Origin of the sequence: Streptomyces tremellae (assembly GCF_039540215.1) — a bacterium.
Lineage (GTDB): Bacteria > Actinomycetota > Actinomycetes > Streptomycetales > Streptomycetaceae > Streptomyces > Streptomyces tremellae.
This window is the reverse complement of the sequence record NZ_BAABEP010000059.1, coordinates 1-16,043: the sequence shown is the minus strand read 5'-3', so window position 1 is coordinate 16,043 and position 16,043 is coordinate 1. Positions and strand designations below refer to the sequence as shown.

At 73.2% G+C, this 16,043-nt stretch carries 17 protein-coding genes; 9 read left to right on the top strand and 8 right to left on the bottom strand.

Features of this window, described 5'->3' with window-relative positions; translation table 11 throughout:
- The first annotated feature begins 131 nt into the window (after positions 1–131).
- Positions 132–1,709: an MFS transporter gene (locus ABEA77_RS27900; protein ID WP_345653351.1), complete on the top strand. Its 1,578-nt coding sequence runs from the start codon at positions 132–134 to the stop codon at positions 1,707–1,709.
- A gap of 4 nt (positions 1,710–1,713) precedes the next feature.
- On the top strand, positions 1,714–2,298 hold the full coding sequence (locus tag ABEA77_RS27895) for a TetR/AcrR family transcriptional regulator (RefSeq protein WP_345653348.1): 585 nt from the start codon (positions 1,714–1,716) through the stop codon (positions 2,296–2,298).
- A gap of 69 nt (positions 2,299–2,367) precedes the next feature.
- On the opposite strand, the gene ABEA77_RS27890 is transcribed toward ABEA77_RS27895, so the two are convergent.
- The gene (locus ABEA77_RS27890; RefSeq protein WP_345653345.1) at positions 2,368–3,084 is read right to left on the bottom strand and encodes a response regulator; all 717 of its coding nucleotides are present in this window, start codon (positions 3,082–3,084) and stop codon (positions 2,368–2,370) included.
- A complete protein-coding gene (locus ABEA77_RS27885) occupies positions 3,081–4,259 on the bottom strand; it encodes a sensor histidine kinase (RefSeq protein WP_345653342.1) in 1,179 nt (392 codons plus the stop codon). Before ABEA77_RS27885 ends, ABEA77_RS27890 begins: the two co-directional genes overlap by 4 nt.
- Before the next feature lie 255 nt (positions 4,260–4,514).
- Here ABEA77_RS27885 and ABEA77_RS27880 point away from each other — a divergent pair, with 255 nt between their 5' ends.
- The 4 genes from ABEA77_RS27880 to ABEA77_RS27865 are packed head-to-tail and all read left to right on the top strand — an operon-like array spanning position 4,515 to position 8,428.
- Positions 4,515–6,197 carry a hypothetical protein gene (locus ABEA77_RS27880; protein ID WP_345653339.1) on the top strand — a complete coding sequence of 561 codons (1,683 nt, stop codon included), beginning with the start codon at positions 4,515–4,517 and terminating at the stop codon, positions 6,195–6,197.
- Positions 6,194–6,631, top strand: a complete 438-nt coding sequence (locus tag ABEA77_RS27875; RefSeq protein ID WP_345653336.1) for a hypothetical protein — start codon at positions 6,194–6,196, stop codon at positions 6,629–6,631. The genes ABEA77_RS27880 and ABEA77_RS27875 overlap by 4 nt, the downstream gene beginning before the upstream one ends.
- 58 nt (positions 6,632–6,689) lie before the next feature.
- Entirely contained in the window at positions 6,690–7,853 is a 1,164-nt protein-coding gene (locus ABEA77_RS27870) for a hypothetical protein (protein ID WP_345653333.1), read from the top strand.
- A gap of 2 nt (positions 7,854–7,855) precedes the next feature.
- The gene (locus tag ABEA77_RS27865; RefSeq protein WP_345653330.1) at positions 7,856–8,428 is read left to right on the top strand and encodes a hypothetical protein; all 573 of its coding nucleotides are present in this window, start codon (positions 7,856–7,858) and stop codon (positions 8,426–8,428) included.
- Positions 8,429–8,552: 124 nt separating this feature from the next.
- Here the strand turns inward: ABEA77_RS27865 and ABEA77_RS27860 are convergent, their stop codons facing one another.
- Positions 8,553–8,756: a DUF397 domain-containing protein gene (locus ABEA77_RS27860; protein WP_345653327.1), complete on the bottom strand. Its 204-nt coding sequence runs from the start codon at positions 8,754–8,756 to the stop codon at positions 8,553–8,555.
- A gap of 13 nt (positions 8,757–8,769) precedes the next feature.
- On the bottom strand, positions 8,770–9,624 hold the full coding sequence (locus tag ABEA77_RS27855) for a helix-turn-helix domain-containing protein (RefSeq protein ID WP_345653324.1): 855 nt from the start codon (positions 9,622–9,624) through the stop codon (positions 8,770–8,772).
- A gap of 200 nt (positions 9,625–9,824) precedes the next feature.
- On the opposite strand from ABEA77_RS27855, the gene ABEA77_RS27850 reads away from it, so the two are divergent.
- Positions 9,825–10,127, top strand: a complete 303-nt coding sequence (locus tag ABEA77_RS27850; protein WP_345653321.1) for a hypothetical protein — start codon at positions 9,825–9,827, stop codon at positions 10,125–10,127.
- A 39-nt stretch (positions 10,128–10,166) separates the two neighbouring features.
- On the opposite strand, the gene ABEA77_RS27845 is transcribed toward ABEA77_RS27850, so the two are convergent.
- From ABEA77_RS27845 to ABEA77_RS27835, 3 genes are read right to left on the bottom strand one after another with little or no spacing between them, the layout of a single operon-like run.
- Positions 10,167–10,754, bottom strand: a complete 588-nt coding sequence (locus tag ABEA77_RS27845) for a hypothetical protein (protein WP_345653318.1) — start codon at positions 10,752–10,754, stop codon at positions 10,167–10,169.
- Positions 10,751–11,986 (bottom strand): DUF7224 domain-containing protein, encoded by a 1,236-nt coding sequence (locus ABEA77_RS27840; RefSeq protein ID WP_345653316.1) that lies wholly within the window; start codon positions 11,984–11,986, stop codon positions 10,751–10,753. Before ABEA77_RS27840 ends, ABEA77_RS27845 begins: the two co-directional genes overlap by 4 nt.
- Positions 11,983–12,732 carry an ATP-binding cassette domain-containing protein gene (locus tag ABEA77_RS27835; RefSeq protein ID WP_345653313.1) on the bottom strand — a complete coding sequence of 250 codons (750 nt, stop codon included), beginning with the start codon at positions 12,730–12,732 and terminating at the stop codon, positions 11,983–11,985. Before ABEA77_RS27835 ends, ABEA77_RS27840 begins: the two co-directional genes overlap by 4 nt.
- 301 nt (positions 12,733–13,033) lie before the next feature.
- On the opposite strand from ABEA77_RS27835, the gene ABEA77_RS27830 reads away from it, so the two are divergent.
- Positions 13,034–13,873, top strand: coding sequence for an alpha/beta fold hydrolase (locus ABEA77_RS27830; RefSeq protein ID WP_345653311.1), 840 nt, complete (start codon positions 13,034–13,036; stop codon positions 13,871–13,873).
- Between the two features lie 83 nt (positions 13,874–13,956).
- Positions 13,957–15,201 carry an amidohydrolase gene (locus ABEA77_RS27825; protein WP_345653403.1) on the top strand — a complete coding sequence of 415 codons (1,245 nt, stop codon included), beginning with the start codon at positions 13,957–13,959 and terminating at the stop codon, positions 15,199–15,201.
- A 45-nt stretch (positions 15,202–15,246) separates the two neighbouring features.
- Here the strand turns inward: ABEA77_RS27825 and lspA are convergent, their stop codons facing one another.
- On the bottom strand, positions 15,247–15,846 hold the full coding sequence (lspA, locus tag ABEA77_RS27820; protein ID WP_345653401.1) for a signal peptidase II: 600 nt from the start codon (positions 15,844–15,846) through the stop codon (positions 15,247–15,249).
- Between the last annotated feature and the right edge of the window lie 197 nt (positions 15,847–16,043).

Genomic DNA, 16,043 nt, shown 5'->3' with positions numbered 1-16,043 from the left:
CACACCCACACCCACGGCACACCCGCACCCCGCGGTGCGCCCCACACCCACACCCCACGGCACACCCGCATCCACGACGCACGCCAACAGCCGTAGACATCAGCTGTGGACATCAGTCGTAGACTCATCACATGAACAGTGCGCGTGTGAGCGAGGCCGGGGCTCCGGCCGTCCCGCCCCACAGACTCCTCGTACCGGGGCTGGTCTTCGTCGCCATGGTCGTCGCCGTCGTGGGCAGCCTCGGCGCGCCCCTGATACCGACCATCGCCGAGGCGGACCACATATCCGTGGGCGACGCCCAGTGGGCCCTCACGATCGTCTTCCTCGTGGCCGCCGTCGCCACCCCGCTGGCCGGCCGGCTCGGGGACGGCCCGCACCGCCGCCGGGTCATCATCGGCTCGCTCGCCGCGGTGACCGCCGGCGCCGTGCTCGCCGCGCTGCCGCTCGGCTTCGCGTTCCTGCTGGTCGGGCGGGCGCTCCAGGGCATCGGGCTGGTCCTGACCCCGCTCTGCATCGCGGCCGTGCGCGACGCCCTGCCGCCGGAGCGCGCCCGGCCGGCCGCTGCCGTCCTCTCGGTCACCACCGTCGTGGGCATCGGCCTCGGCTACCCGGTCACCGGACTGATCGCGAAGTTCGGCGGGCTGCACGTCGCCTTCTGGTTCGGCGCCGTCGTCGGCGCGCTCGGCCTGACCGTCGCCGCGCTCGTCGTACCGCCCTCGGGCCGGCGCGCCCGCCGCCCCGTCGACCTGTCGGGCGCCGTGCTGCTCGGCGCCGCGCTCGTGGGCTTCCTGCTCACGCTCAGCGAGGGCGACGGCTGGGGCTGGACCTCCCCGCTGCTCGCCGCCGTGCTCGCCGGCTCCGTGCTGGCGCTCGCCGCCTGGGTCGTACGGGAGCTGCGCGCCGCCCACCCGCTCGTCGACCTGCGGCTGCTGCGGCACAACGCGGTGCTGACCGCGGACGCCGTCGGGCTGCTCGCGGGTGTCGGGATGTACCTGCCCATCTCCCTGGTGACCCGCTTCGTCCAGACCCCCACGAGCAGCGGCTACGGCCTCGGCGGGTCGGTGTTCGTCGCGGGGCTCGCGCTCACCCCGTTCTCCGCGGCGAGCGCCGTCTCGACGCGCCTCACCCGGGCCGCGGCGACGCGCGTGCCCCCGGGCACCGCGCTGGCGCTCGGCTCGGTGGTGGGCCTGCTCGGCCTCGGCCTGTTCAGCCTCGCGCACGGCTCCCTGTGGGAGGTCTTCGCGGTGATGGCGCTCACCGGTCTCGGCGTCGGCGCGATCTTCGCCGTCATGCCGGGGCTGATCGTCGGCTCGGTGCCGGTCCAGGAGACCGGCAGCGCCACCAGCTTCAACCAGGTCATCCGGTACGTCGGCTACGCGTCGGGCAGTACGCTGAGCGCCGTGGTACTCGAAGCCCACACCCCCGCGGGCGGCGCCGTGCCGACCGACAGCGGCTACACGGACGCGGCCCTCCTCGGCTGTGCGATGTGGATCGTGACCGCCGTCGTCGCCCTGCTGCTGCCGCGGCTGCGCGACCGGGCGCCGGTCGCGGCCGCGGCTGCCGCTGCCGCACCCGGTGACCGGGTGCTGGCCGACGAGGGCCTGGCCGATGCCGAGGCCGCGGGCCCCGTGCCCGCCGCCCGCACGTCCTCCCAGGCCGCGCCCGGCGACGGCGCGGAGCCCGTACGGCACGACGCGACGGAAGGCTGAACCCATGCCGCCGAAGCCCGAACAGCCCGCCCACGCGGCGGGCGCGCGCCCCGCACCCCGCCGCAGGGACGCCGCGGCGAGCCGCGAGCGGCTGCTGACGGCGGCGGGCGAACTCTTCGGCGAGCGCGGCTACGACCGCACCACCGCGCGCGACATCGGCGAACGCGCGGGCGTCGACCCGTCGATGATCGCGCGCTACTTCGGCAGCAAGGCCGAGCTGTTCATCGCCGTCCTGCGCGCGGAGAGCGACACGGACACCTTCGCCGACCTCTTCGACGACAAGAGGCTCGCGGGCCTCATCGGCCGCATCGACCGGCAGGGCCCCGGGCCGGTCACACAGGTGGCGGTGCGCCCGTACGCCGACCCGGCGGCCCAGGCCGCGGCGGCCGAGGAACTGGACCGCCGCATCGTCGCCCCGCTGCGGGACCGCTTCTCCCGCGCCGACGAGGAAAACCCGGCCCTGCGCGCCGAGTTGCTCACCGCCGCCTTCGTAGGCGTAGCCCTCGCCCGCCGGGCGGGCACCCTGGCCCACCTGGCGGCAGCCGACCCCGGCACCCTCCTCCCCCTCGTGCGGCGCCTCCTGAGCTGAGGGCGTCCCGCGCCGCGCGGTGACGGCCGAGCGGTACCCGGCACGCTGCCGCACCGTACGCTCACCCGCTCAGGCACCGCGGCGCCGCCGCCCCGCGCCGCGCCGGGTGGGGGCCGGGCGCCGCTGCTCGGGCGTGGGCGCCACCAGCCGGTGGGAGACCGCGTAGACGACGGCCTGGGTGCGGTCCCGCAGCCCGAGCTTGGCCAGGATGCGCGAAACGTGCGTCTTGACCGTCTCGTCGCCGATGCCGAGGCGGTGTCCGATCTCCGTGTTGCTGTGCGCCTCGGCCAGCAGGAGCAGGACGTCGTGCTCGCGGGCGGTGAGCCGTTCCAGCTCCGTGGCGGCGGCCGGCGGGGTGAGGCTGTCGGCGAAGCGGGAGATGAGACGACGGGTGACCGAGGGGTCGATGAGCGCGTCGCCCCGCGCGGCGATGCGGACCGCCGCGATCGTCTCCTCCGGCGGAGCGCTCTTGAGCAGGAAGCCACCCGCCCCCATGTGCAGGGCCCGGTAGACGTAGTCGTCATCGTCGTACGTGGTCAGCATGAGGACCCGGGTGGTGTTGCCGGGCCTGCCGAGGATGCGCTCGGCCGCGCGGAGCCCGTCGAGGCGGGGCATGCGGATGTCGAGCACGGCGACGTCCGGGGCCGCCCGCGCGCACTCCTCCACGGCCGCCTGGCCGTCGGCCACTTCGGCGACACAGCGCAGGTCGTCCTGGGTGTGCAGGACCGCCTTGAGGCCCGAGCGGAACATGGCGTGGTCGTCGGCCAGCAGGATACGCAGACTCATGTGGCGTCCATGGAGAAGGTGACAGTGGTCTTCCAGTCGGCTCCGCCGTTGACCGGTCCGTAGCGTGCGCGGCCGTTGAACATGCCGGCACGGCTGCTGATGCCCTCAAGACCCCGGTGCGGGGAGTTTCCCACGAGGCGCCCGGCGGGGGCGATCGGGTTGACCGCGGTGACGGACATGACCGAGGGCGCGTAGCGGAGGGTGACCTCGACCCTGCCGTCGCCGTGGCGCAGGGCGTTGGTCAGCAGCTCCTGGACGACCCGGTAGACGGCTATGTCCAGCGACCCGTCCAACGGCCGCCGGACGCCCTCGACGCTCACGGTGGTCCTGAGGCCGGCGGCGCGGACCGCGTCCATCAGCTCGTCGAGGTTGTCGAGGCCCGGCTGTCGCGCCCCCTCCGCCGGACGGTCGTGCAGGAAGTCCAGCAGGCGGCGCAGGTCGAGCAGGGCCGCGCGGCTGGACGTCTCCACCGCCGCGAGCGACAGGGCGACGGGGGACGCCTCCTTGTCGGGGAGGCCCAGCCGGGCGGCGCCCGCGTGGACGCCGATGGCGCTGACGTGGTGGGCGATGACGTCGTGCAGGTCACGGGCGATGGCACTGCGCTCCTCGGCGACAGCGTCGGTGAGGTCCTGCCGCGCCCTCTCCCGCTCACGTTCGGCCCGCTGTTCGAGCTCCGCGATGTGGGCGCCCCTGGCGGCCGTGTAGCGCCCGACCAGCCAGGCGAGCAGCGCCTCCCGCACCGCCGACAGCAACAGGGGGCGCCACTCGGTGAGGTGGCCGCCGTCGAGGACGCCCGTCGTGACGGACCCCGCGGAGAGGACGAGGAGGGCGAGCACGGCCGGCAGACCGCGGAGCCAGGCTCCTGCCCGGTACGCGGCGATGAGAGTTCCGGTGTCGTTCAGGTGCGGCAGCGGGCCACTGCCGGACAGCGTCAGCCCGCCGGCCACCGCAAGGACCGCCTGGAGCAGGGCCACCACGCCCGAGAGCCGGGTGGAGCTGGCCAGCGCCGCGTCCGCCAGGAAGATCGCCACCAGCAGGCACCAGAACGGTCCCGCGGGGCAGGTGCCCGCCCCCTCGTAGTAGAAGGTGAGCGTGTCCGCGAGCGAGCAGAAGCCCGCCACCATGAGGGACTGCCGGGTCAGGGACCCGCTCGTGTCCCGCGTCCGAACGGACACGGCTGTCCTCCCCTTCTCCCGCTTCCGGGCCCGTGCGCCCGCGCCGGGACAGCCGTGACGGGGGAACAGCCGGGACCGGCACACGCGATCCGGCAGGCGTCCGCCGTGCTGACCGCACCGACCCGTACCCATGGTGCACGACGTGCTCCTGCGGCGACTCCCGCGCCGGTGGGAGAGCGGGTCCCCCGCACGGGGGACCCGCCGTGCCTCCGGTGCGTGACGACACCGCACGCGCCGGTTCCTACCGTGCACCTGGTGAACGACAACGCACTCAACACCCCCTGGACCACCAGCCCCCGGCCTGTCCCACGACTGGCCGGCGCGCTGGCGACCGTGGTGTGCGCGCTGGCCCTCGGCCTCCTCTGGCCGAGCCCCGCGCAGGCCGACTCCGCGACCGCAGGAGGGGACGTCCAGGTCGCGCAGACGCTCGGCGACCGGGACCTGACGTTCGTCCTGCGCCGGGTCACCGGGCTGCCCGGCCCCCTGCACGTCGACGTCGTCACCCACCGCGGCACCCCCGCGGGGACCCTGCGGCTCGGCACCGTACCGACAGGCGTCTCGGAGGACCGGGCGGCCGGAGCCGCGGCGGGCACCGTCACCAGCCGCGCCACGGTGGCGCTCGGCCGCGCGCCCGGTTCCTACGGCGCCACGCTGCGGATCGACCGGGCCGGCCCCTGGGAACTCGTCGTCCAGGACGGGTCCCGCACCGCGCGCATCCCGTTCGTGGCGCCCGGCCAGGTGACATCGCCACCGGAACGCCTCGTCTTCGGCGGCTTCGTCGCCGCCGGCGTGCTCATGCTGGTGACCCTGCTCGTGGCCGTCAGGGCCCGGAGCGGGCGCTGGGTGCTGCTGCCGGCCGGAGGGGTCCTGGCCGCGGTGGCGACGGCCGTCACCGCCGCGGTGCTTTCGGCCTCGCTGCCGGCGCCGCCGGAACCCGGCCGGGACGTGGACGCCACCCAGGACAACGTCACCGACCCCTACGCGGTCGTCCGTCCGGTGGCCCAGGACCGCTCACGGCAGCCCGCCTCGCTCGCCCTGCGCCCGTACACCGCCCGTCCCGGCCGGCCCGGCACGCTCCGGCTGAGCGTGCTGGACGGCTCCACCGGGCTGCCCGCGGACGATCTGATCGTCCACGACGGCGCCCTGATGCACCTGCTGGTGATCGGGCCGACCGGTCAGCTGTGGCACCTGCACCCCGTCCGCACCGCACCGGGCTCGTACGAGGTGCAGCTGCGCCTGCCCGCGGCAGGCCACTACGCCGTGTCCGCGGAGGTCGCCCGCCGCGGCGGCGGAGTCCAGCAGCTGCGCTCGGCGACGGGCCTCACGGTCAGCGGCGACACCCCGGAGCACGCCGCTCAGCCCCCGAGGGCACAGGGGCCGGGGACGCGGACCCTCGACGGGGTACCGGTGCGGTTTTCGACGTCCTCGTCCCGCGCGGGCACGGCGACCACGCTGACCGCGCGCGTCGGCACCACGCCGGTGCTCCAGCCCTGGCTCGGCATGATCGGCCACCTGATCGTGGTCGGGCCGCTCGGCAGGGCCGACGCGACCGACACGACACACCTGGGACGGACCGCCCAGGACGCGGCGGTCTGGGCCCACGCGCACTCCATGGGCGGCGAGATGGGCGCGCCGGCCCACGACATGGCCGCGGGGCACGGCATGGCGATGGAGCACGGCACGGCCTCCATGCCGGACGACGGCGCGACGGACTCCGCACAGGACGCGCAGGACGGGTCGCCGATGAGCGGCCTGATGCCCCTCAACGGCGACAGCCCTGCGGACGAGACCGTCGCCGCCTACGGGCCGGACGTCTCCTTCGTGTACACCTTCCCCGCCGCCGGCTACTACCGCCTCTGGATCCAGGTGGAACGCGACAGCGCCGTCATCACCCTCCCCTACGTCCTGCACGTGCCGTCCGCGGGAGAACCCCGATGAGCACCCCCGCGCCCGCCCCGACGCTGCGTCTGCTGTACACGGGAGCCGTCGTGCTGCCCGCGCTGGTCCTCGCCCTGCTCGCCGCGGTCCTCGTCCCGTCCTGGACGGACGAAGCGGTCTCCCTGACCGGAGGCAGCGCCACCGAGGTGGTGACCCTCACCGTCGACCGGCCCCGCGCGGGCGCCACGGACGTCGCCGTCCGCCTGGCCCCGCGCCCCGGGCAGCGGGACGAGCCTCCCGCCACCGTCACGCTCCAGGCCGTCCTGCCCACGACGGGCCATGCGGCACCGGCGACGACCGCGCACCTCCTGGCCCCGGGCACCTACACGGCGGCCGTCCATCTGATGATGCCGGGCCGCTGGACCTTCCACGTCACCCTCGACCGCGCCGCAGGCACCGACCAGTTCGACTTCCCCCTCGCGGTCTCCGGCTGACCCGCCGGCCACCCTGCGCCCGCCCTCACCCCGATACGGCCACTGGAAAGGCACCCTCGTGACCACAACCCTCCCCTTCGACGGAGCGGGACCGTCCGGTACGGCCGGACTGTCCCCCGCCGTCAAGATCTCCCGCAGCGGGCGAACCGGTCCCCTCGCGGCCAACACCGTGCTGGCCGGCACCCTGACGTCCCTGCTCGGCATCAGCTGGGACATCCAGTGGCACAACGACGTCGGCCCCGACACCTTCTTCACCCTCTCGCACCTCATGCTGTACGCGGGCAGCGCCATCGCGGGCATCACCAGCCTGGCCATGGTCCTCGTCGCGACCGCCGCACAGCGCGCGGGCCGGTCCGCGGACCACCTCACCGGCGGCAGGCCCGTACGCGTCTTCGGCGGCGTCTTCCGCGCCCCCCTGGGCTACCTGGTCGCCGGCACGGGAGCCGCGCTGTTCCTCCTCTTCGGCCTCCTCGACCTCTGGTGGCACTCCCTCTACGGGTTCGACGCGGTCCTGGACTCGCCGCCGCACATCGGCCTGTTCGTGTCGATCTCCATCACCATGACGGGCAGCGTCATCGTCTTCGCCGCGTCGCGCGACACCGCGTGGGGCAGGAACGGGCTGATCCTCAGCATCCCCGTGCTCATCACCTTCAGCCCCATCACGACGAGGGCCTTCGGCGCCATCCCCCTCCCGGTGGAGCCCGAGCTCCTCGGGAACATCCTTCTCTCCACCCTGCTGCTGATCATGGGGACGCTCGTCATCGGCCGGGCCCGCACCGCACTGGCCATCGGCGTGACGCTGGGGGCGACGCAACTCGTCCTGTGGTGGTTCTCGCCGTGGGCCGCCCACGCCTACGCCCACGCGACCGGCCTGCCGCTGCGGGACAACCTCTCCGATGAGGCGCCGGAACTCCCCTCCGACATCCCGATGTTCATGCTTCTCGCCGCCGCGACGGCGGCCGCACTGCTGTGGCTCGGCCGTAAGCGGGGCTGGTCCGGCCGTGTCGCACCGCAGATCATGGGGGCGGGCGCCGGCACGGTCCTGGGCGCGACCCTGCCGGTGCAGAGCACGCTCCTCGAAGGCTCGCCGCTGGACATGGCCGACCTGCTGACGACGACGGCCGCCGGCGCCGTGACGGGCGTCCTCGCGGGCTTCCTCGCCGCACGGCTCGCCGTACTGCTGCGCGAACACTCCACCGCCCCCGCCGTGAAGGACCACTGACCATGCGCTTCCCCGTCCCCGCCCCCCTGCGCCGCCGTGGTCGGCTGACGCTCGCCGTCGCCGCCGCACTCGTCCTCGGTGCGGCGACAGCCACACCGGCCGCGGCGTACGCGCCCGTCGGCGTCGTCCACACCCAACAGGTCGAGGCGGGGCCCTACACCGTCACGGTCGGTTTCTCACAGTGGCCCCTGCGTGCCATGCAGTCCCTCGACTTCACCTTCGCGGCCGACGGCGGCATCGCGAAGAAGTCCGGCACCCTCACCATGAAGGGGCCCGGCCTCGACGAGGACGACCGGGTGACCCCCCTGTCCCGGCACCCCCGCAAACGGGATGTCTGGGGGCTCGACGTCAAGGCCCTGCCGGAGCCCGGCCGTTACGACTTCACCTTCGACATCGACGGCAGGGCGGGCCACGGCCGCGGCACGCTCCACGACCTCACGGTGCTCGACCAACCTGGCCCGCCGCTCGCACTCAGCTGGACCGTCTGCGCCATCCCACCGGCCGCCATGCTGGCCTACCTCGGCGTGGGCTGGCGCCGAAGCAGGCCGGCCAGGAAGGTGGCCGCGCTCGTCTGAGGCCCCCCGCAAGGGCGCGCCCTCCTCATCGAGGGCGCCGCCCGAGGCGCGGGGCAGTGCTGCGACCCAGATCGCGGTGGCTCAGGGGGCCACACGCGGGGGAGGATCGTGCCCCGCATCTGAGCTACTCGCCCACGAAGTGGTCGAACTCCCCCGCCTTGACGCCCAGGATGAACGCCCGCAGCTTCTCCGGGCTCGTCGTCACCACCACATCGGGATCGTCGCTCTCACGGAGCTTGATCGTGCCGTCGTCGATGTCGCGGGCGACGTTCAGGCACGTGGCGTTGCTGCTGCTGAAGGAAGACTTCTGCCAAGCGAGACTGGACATGCTCCTCATCCCATCACAGGTTTCGCGCGATGCGCGCCATGAGATCCCTCGACCTCGATGGTGACAGAGAGGTCTCCTCCAGGTGGTCCATCACTGCCCGGTAGTACACCAGTTGGGGCTGGGCGGTGACGAACCCCGAGTAGGCATCCGTATCAAGCTGAGCGGTGTCAAGCGCGGTCACTGCGGATTGCAGGTAGTCGATTCCCGATCCGGCTCCCGGGTAGCTGCCCGTGCCGAACGGGATGATGCGCACCGTGATGTGCTCGCGTTCGCTCATCGCGAGTAGGTGCTCGATCTGCGCTCTGGCCACTTGCGCACCACCGAAGCCGATACGCAGAGCGGCCTCGTGGATCACGGCAGAGAATGGGGTCGGGTCGCTCTGGAAGATGACCGTCTGTCGCTTGATCCGGAACGACAACAGGTGCTCCACCATGGGCGGATCGAAAGGCGGTACGCCGTCCTGGATGACGGCACGGGCGTGGTCCACGGTCTGCAGTAGCCCAGGCAGGTGGAGACCGGCCGCAGTGCGGATGGCAACCGTGTGATGCTCCAACTCGGCGAGGTCGAGGAACGACGCCGGGAGGATCTCGCGGTACTGCTCCCACCAGCCCTTGACCCGGCCGCCCGTCATGGCCACCAGGCCCTCGACGTACCGCTGGTCCGTGCAGCCGTAGAGCCGGGCCAGTGTTCTGACGCGGTCGGCACTCACCGCGTACCCGCCGCCCTCGATGTTGCTGATGCGCGACTGCGTCGCGCCGTGCAGGCGGGCTGCCTCCGTGACGTTCAACTGGGCCTGTTCGCGCAGTCGGCGCAGCTCCGCGCCGAGGCGTCGCTGCCTGATGCTCGGTGGCAGCTTGCTTCGGGACATGGCGATCACCTTTCGATCAGCGGTCGAACGTCTGCGCAGTGCGCGGAGAGACAGCAGCGGCGGAAGTGATGGACGCTATTCCAACACTACCGCTACAGTAGCGAGTCAAGCCAACCGATCGGCCCCGCCCTCGCGGCGTCCGTACCTCGCCATGCCCGCGCGATCGCGGGCCCACCCGCAGTTGTCGACAGGGGAAAGCCATGAGCACCGCAGCAACGCCGGACTCCGAGCCGCTCGGCTACGAGGGTGAACTGCTCGCCCTCGTACGGGAGACGGCGCCACGGATGTTCGCCGTCGTCGCCGAGTACGCGGCAGGCACGGACGACGCCGACGCCGTGGTCATCGCGTGGGGGCACGCGCACGAGGGCGGCAGGACGGAGGTCATCGGGCCGCGCGGGCGGCGGTGGACGCTCGCGTCGCCCGACTCCGTGACCCGCTTCCTGCCCGGCGACGACGCCTGCGCGACCCGCCTCGTCTGGCTGCCCCGCGCCACCCGCAGCTGAGGCGGCCCGGCGGCCGTCCCCTTGGCCGGGGCCGGAGCGTCAGGACGCCTGCGTACCGCGCCGATGCCTCGGATCCGTGCACAGCCGGAGCCCCAGCGCGAACAGGGCGAGGGTGACCACCCAACTGACCAGGCTGGCCGCCGGGTAGAGAGGGACCGCCCACCACCGCGGGACAGCGTGCCCCACCGTTCCGTAAGCGCGCCCAAAGCTCGCGGTGACGAGCATGATCAGCAGGCAAATACCGCCGGCCGCCGCCTCGTTGCCGAAGCGACGTGCCATCAGGGCCACGGCCAGCAGCAACATGAGGTTGCGGGTGATATCGAACCCCACCAAGAGCCCGGCCACAGCACCGAGCGCGGCGGAGGCGACAATCACGAAGCCGTCCCAGCGGCTCACGGGAACAGCTGCCGTCACTTCAGCGGCGACCAGTCGACGCTCCAGGCAATACAACATCGGAAGGACCACGAGGAGTGGAGTGAAGTACCGAGTCGCGATGCCAGAGAAATGACCACCGAGGTCGGGTAGCGGAACGGCCGTTTCGTCGGCTCCCTGGCAGGCCAGAATCAACAGGACGATCGCCACCGGGACCACCCACCAGCGTCGTACGGTGGCCATGTAGAGCCTCACGACGCCTCCGGTGCGCAGAAGCGCTGACTGCGGACGGCCTGCGTGAACCATGCGGACTGTCGGGGCGCGGGGAGCGACCTGATCTGCTGCAGCTGCGCCCACCCCTGATCGGTGAGCGTGGCGTGTGCCTGCTCCTGGTCCACCCCCATCACCACCATGGCCCAAGTGTCCGCAATGGAGGGCTGCCCGCAGTCGTGGACACCGTGGAGCGCCGCGGTCCCCGACACGGCGGACTGGGCGAGCGCGTAGTCGAGTTTCTCCGAGGACATGCCCGGAGACCATTGGAACGGCCAGGTACGGGACTTCGACGGGAGGTCGGGCGACGTCATCGCCAGGGCGGCGGGAGAAGGGAGGCCCACCGCTTGCAGGGCCCGAAGTCTGGGCAGGGCCGCCTGTCGTACGTGTTCGGCCTGGTCGGCGTATTCCGACGGCAGGCAGATGGCGGGCGCGGTACCGCTACAGACCGTGTGGCCTGTCCGGGGATCCGTCAGCGGGTCGAATCCCCAGCCGAGTACGAGGCTTCGGCCGATGAACACGACACCCACGGCCAGAACGGCACTCACGGCGAGCAGCCAGGGCCGGCGGCGCACCCCTGTGAGGAGAAGCGCGGCCCCGGCGAATCCGGCGACGACCAGCCAAGGGATGAAGTAGACACGGGGATCGAGCAGATCCGTAAGCGTGGAGCTCTCCGTCAGCAGTCCGCCGAGATGGCGCCATGCAGGACTGCTGAGTGACTGCGGGACCGCGATGAAGGCCCAGCAGGCAACTGCTGCAAGTGGTGCGGCCACCGCACGCGGGCACACTGTGCCCAGCGCCCACCCGATGACCGCCCATCCCCAGGGCAGTATCAGCAGGTGGGCGACCGCGAGCAGACCACGCCCTTCTGGCCATACGCCGTCCGCCACCCGAGCGCTGGTCAACGCTGCTGCTGTCAGGAGCAGTTGGAGGACGAGTACGGGCGTGGCGGCCCAGCGGAATCTGCGCGTCCGCCCGCGTACGGAGAGGGCGGCGAGTGGCCCGCTGCGACGGTGGCGTCCGGCCTCCCAGGCCGCCGCCCCTGCGACGGCCGGTGCGATGACCGAGACGCCCAGAGACGCCTGTTCGCCGGACGTCACTCCGTAGCCGTGGAGACCGCCGAAAACAGCACCGCCGATGAGGGCGCTCATGTACAGCACCGCCGGCAGGAACAGCCAGGGGGTCGCGGAGGCACGCAGATTGGCAAGGGAGATCACAGTTCCCCCGCTTCCAGGAGGCCTGCATAGGCGCTTTCCAGTCGGCGGCCCGGCGGGCAGTCGGCCTCGGCCAGGCTCTCGAACCGCGCCACCGTGCCCTGGAAACGCAGGGCACCGCTTTCCACCACCACGACCTCGTCGAAGACCTGGTCCAAGTCCGTGATGTCGTGCGTGGACACGATCACACTGACCGAGCCGCGCAGTTCATGGAGGAGGTTCAGGAAACGGCGGCGCTGCAAGGGATCGAGGCCGACCGTCGGCTCGTCCAACAGCAGCAGCTGCGCATCGTGCACCAGCGCCTGCGCGATCGCGAGACGCTGGCGCTGTCCTCCGGACAGCGTGCCGACCTTGTCCCGTGCCTTCTCCGCGAGGCCGACGCGCTCGATCGCCCGCGGTACGGCCCGCCACGCCTCCCGCTCGCTCATCCCCTTGAGCCAGCCGACGTAGGCGATGTGCTCACGGCACGTCATGCCCGAAAGGAACCGGGGCTGCTGAGGCAGCCAGGAGACCTTACGGCGATAGGAGCGCAGGGCCCTTCTCCCGACAGGTCTCAGCCGTCCCAGGCGGACCGCCCCGTCTCGCGGAGCACACGCACTCGCTCCGAGGGCGAGAAGCGTGCTCTTGCCGGCGCCGTTGGGCCCCAGCAGCACGGTGTGCCCGGAGGCGAAGCTCACGTCGAGCTCACTGAGCACCGGGCGACCGCGGCGCCCGTATCCGAAGGTGCAGGACTCGAAATGCAACGGCATGGACGACGACCTCGCAGACAGGGGGTCGCCGCCGACCGCGTCGGACTCGACCGGCGTGACGGCGGCGGTGGATCAGTGGGCGACGGTCGGGGCCTTCCGATGTGAGGAGGCCCCTCCCCCCCTCGTTGACGCAGAAGGAGGGGTCGTCGGCTCCTCGCTGGTCCCGGTCGCTGTGCGCCGGACCGCAGAAGCAGGTCTCCGCGCTGAGCGGCGGCACCGGCGGGGACCATGCCCCTGCTTATTCAACCGCCCTTGCTAAGGTCCAAGTTGTCCGAACGTATGTTTACTTGAGGGGAAGTCAGTGACTCCGCAGACGGTCCGGGTCAGGGGTGCCGAGGTCGCCTATCGGCGCAGCAGGGGGCGCGGGCGGACCGTGGTCCTGGTGCACGGCAACTCCTCCTCTTCCGCGACCTGGACGCCCCTGCTCGACGGGGAGTTCGGGGAACGGTTCGCGTGTGTGGCGCTCGACCTGCCAGGGCACGGGGGCTCGGCGCCGCCCGCCGCGGGCGCGGACGACTACGCGGTGCCGGGGTACAGCGCGACGATCGCGGAGTTCGCCGGCGCGCTCGGCGTGCGCGACGCGGTGTTCGTCGGCTGGAGCCTCGGCGGCAACGCGCTCGTCGAGGCGGCGCCGCTGCTGGGCGCGGAGCCCGCCGGGTACGCGGTGTTCGGCACGCCCGCCGTGCGCGACGGCGCCTCCTTCGCCGAGGCGTACCTGCCGGACGAGCGGATGGGCATGGCCTTCGAGGAGGAGCTCGACGCGGAACGCGCCGCGCTGTACGTGTCGGGTTTCCTCGCGCCCGGCTCCGCCGTGCCGACCGGGCCGCTGGTGGCGGAGGTGCTCGCCACCGATCCCGAGGCACGCGCCGGGCTCGCCCGCAGCGTGGCCGAGGGCCGGTTCGCGGACGAGACGGCCGTCCTCAAGGAGGTGCGGCAGCCGATCGCGGTGCTGCACGGCGCGGAGGAGCGGTTCGTCTCGCTGGAGTACCTGCGGAGCCTGACCGTGCCGACGCTGTGGCGGGGCGCCGTCCAGGTCGTGCCGGGCGCCGGGCACGCCGTACACCTGGACCGGCCGGACGCCCTGGCCGCGCTGCTCGGCGACTTCATCGCGGAGCTGCCTCAGACGGGCGTACGCGCGTGACGCCGTACGGCCCCGGCGCGGACGGCGCAGGCTCAGGCGCAGGCGGCGAGGGCGGGCTCGGCGGCACTCCGGGCGCGGCGCGGGTGCTCGCGGGGCTCGGGGCCGTACGCGAGGACGTGGCGGAGTGGTACCGGGACCTGCACGCCCATCCCGAGCTGGGGTTCAAGGAGCACAGGACGGCGGCGCTTGTCGCCGGGCACCTGCGGTCGTGGGGCTTCACGGTGACCGAGGGCGTCGGCGGCACCGGCGTCGTGGGGGTGCTGGCCAACGGGCCGGGGCCCGCCGTGCTGCTGCGCGCCGAACTGGACGCGCTGCCGGGGGTGGAGCGCACGGGGCTCCCGTACGCCGCGACGCCGGGGCCGGCCGTCCCGGGCGGCGAACCCGCCATGCACGCCTGCGGCCACGACGTGCACATGGCGTGCCTGCTCGGCGCCGCGCGGCTGCTCGCCGGGGCGCCCGAGGTCTGGGGCGGCACACTGGTCGCGGTGTTCCAGCCGTCCGAGGAGAACGGTGAGGGCGCGCGCGCCATGGTCGAGGGCGGCCTCGCAGAGCTCATCCCGCGTCCCGAAGTGGCGCTGGCGCAGCATGTGTTCCACGCTCCCGCCGGGTACGTGGGCACGCGGCAGGGGCCGTTCCTCTCGGCTGCGGACACGCTGCGGATCGTGCTGCACGGCAGGGGCGCGCACGGTTCGCAGCCCGAGGCGTCCGTCGACCCCGTGGTCCTCGCCGCCATGGTGGTGCTGCGGCTCCAGACGATCGTGGCGCGCGAGATCGGGCCCGCCGAGCGCGCGGTCGTCACCGTGAGCGGGGTGCACGCGGGTGGCGCCGCGCCCAACGCCATTCCGGAGTCCGCCGAACTGACCGTCAACATCAGGGCGTTCGACGAGGACGTGCGCGGGCGGGTGGTCGAGGCGATCACCCGCATGGTGCGCGCGGAGTGCCAGGCGTCCAGGTCGCCGCGCGCGCCGGAGTTCGAGCGCCTCTCGGCGTTCCCGCCCACGGTCAACGACGCGGCGGCCACCGCCCGGGTCGCGGCCTCCTTCGCGGGCCACTTCGGCGAGGACGCGCGGACGGCGGAACCGCTCAGCCCCAGCGACGACTTCACCGAGATCTCGCAGGCCCTCGGGGTCCCCGCCGTCTTCTGGGTGATCGGCGGCACCGGCCCGGAGCGCTATGCGGCGGCCGAGCGGGCCGGGACCGTGGCGCGCGACGTGCCGGTCAACCACAGCCCGTACTTCGCACCGGTCCCCCGGCCCACCCTGGACGTCGGCGTGCGGGCGCTGGTCGTCGCCGCGCTGACGTGGCTGGGCGCCGGCGTGACGCGCTGAGATCGTACGCGGGCGCCTGCGCCGGACAGCCGCTGCGCCCCCGGCTCAGGCGCCGCCGGTCTTCTCCGCGGCCCCGGCCCGCTCAGCAGCCGCGCCCGGCGCGGCGCCTTCGCGCTCGCGGCGGCCGTCGGGGCTGGTGCCGAGGAAGGAGAGCACGACCACCAGGACGCCGCCGCACACGATCGCGGAGTCCGCGAGGTTGAACACCGCGAAGTAGCGCACGGCGACGAAGTCGACGACCGCGCCCCGGAAGATCCCGGGCGAACGCAGCACGCGGTCCGTGAGGTTGCCGAGCGCGCCGCCGAGGAGCAGGCCGAGGGCGAGGGCCCAGGGCAGGCTGAAGAGTTTCTTGGCGATCCGGCAGATCACCGCGATGACGATGGCCGCGATCACGGTGAACACCACCGTCAGCGCCTGCCCCATGGAGAACGCGGCGCCCGCGTTGCGGGACGCCTGGAGGCTCAGCCAGTCGCCGAGCAGGGCCACCGGCGCGTGGTTCTCCAGATGGGCGACGACCAGGACCTTGCTGACCTGGTCGAGCGCATAGGCGAACAGGGCCACCGAGACCAGCACACCGATGCGCCGGCGGCGCGCGGGTCCTGGCGCGGGCGCTGTGGAGTGCTGCGGGGTGCCGGAGGTGCTGATGGTGTGCTCCGCGGGGTCGGGGGACGCCGAGGCTGGTCCGTGCCGGATGGGAGGCGTGCTGTCGCAGCGTAACGGTACGCCCGGCGCACGCCCCCGACGCGGCGCCGGGCCCCGCGCCCCCGGCGCGCCACGGACCGCACAGGCCGGCGGGCCCGTCCGCACGGCGACGCGCCCGCACGACGGTGCCGCCGCTGCAC

Coding starts and splice junctions, on each gene's coding strand:
- ABEA77_RS27900 (WP_345653351.1), top strand. CDS start 132: ATGAACAGTGCGCGTGTGAGCGAGGCCGGGGCTCCGGCCGTCCCGCCC.
- ABEA77_RS27895 (WP_345653348.1), top strand. CDS start 1,714: ATGCCGCCGAAGCCCGAACAGCCCGCCCACGCGGCGGGCGCGCGCCCC.
- ABEA77_RS27890 (WP_345653345.1), bottom strand. CDS start 3,084: ATGAGTCTGCGTATCCTGCTGGCCGACGACCACGCCATGTTCCGCTCG.
- ABEA77_RS27875 (WP_345653336.1), top strand. CDS start 6,194: ATGAGCACCCCCGCGCCCGCCCCGACGCTGCGTCTGCTGTACACGGGA.
- ABEA77_RS27865 (WP_345653330.1), top strand. CDS start 7,856: ATGCGCTTCCCCGTCCCCGCCCCCCTGCGCCGCCGTGGTCGGCTGACG.
- ABEA77_RS27860 (WP_345653327.1), bottom strand. CDS start 8,756: ATGTCCAGTCTCGCTTGGCAGAAGTCTTCCTTCAGCAGCAGCAACGCC.
- ABEA77_RS27855 (WP_345653324.1), bottom strand. CDS start 9,624: ATGTCCCGAAGCAAGCTGCCACCGAGCATCAGGCAGCGACGCCTCGGC.
- ABEA77_RS27850 (WP_345653321.1), top strand. CDS start 9,825: ATGAGCACCGCAGCAACGCCGGACTCCGAGCCGCTCGGCTACGAGGGT.
- ABEA77_RS27835 (WP_345653313.1), bottom strand. CDS start 12,732: ATGCCGTTGCATTTCGAGTCCTGCACCTTCGGATACGGGCGCCGCGGT.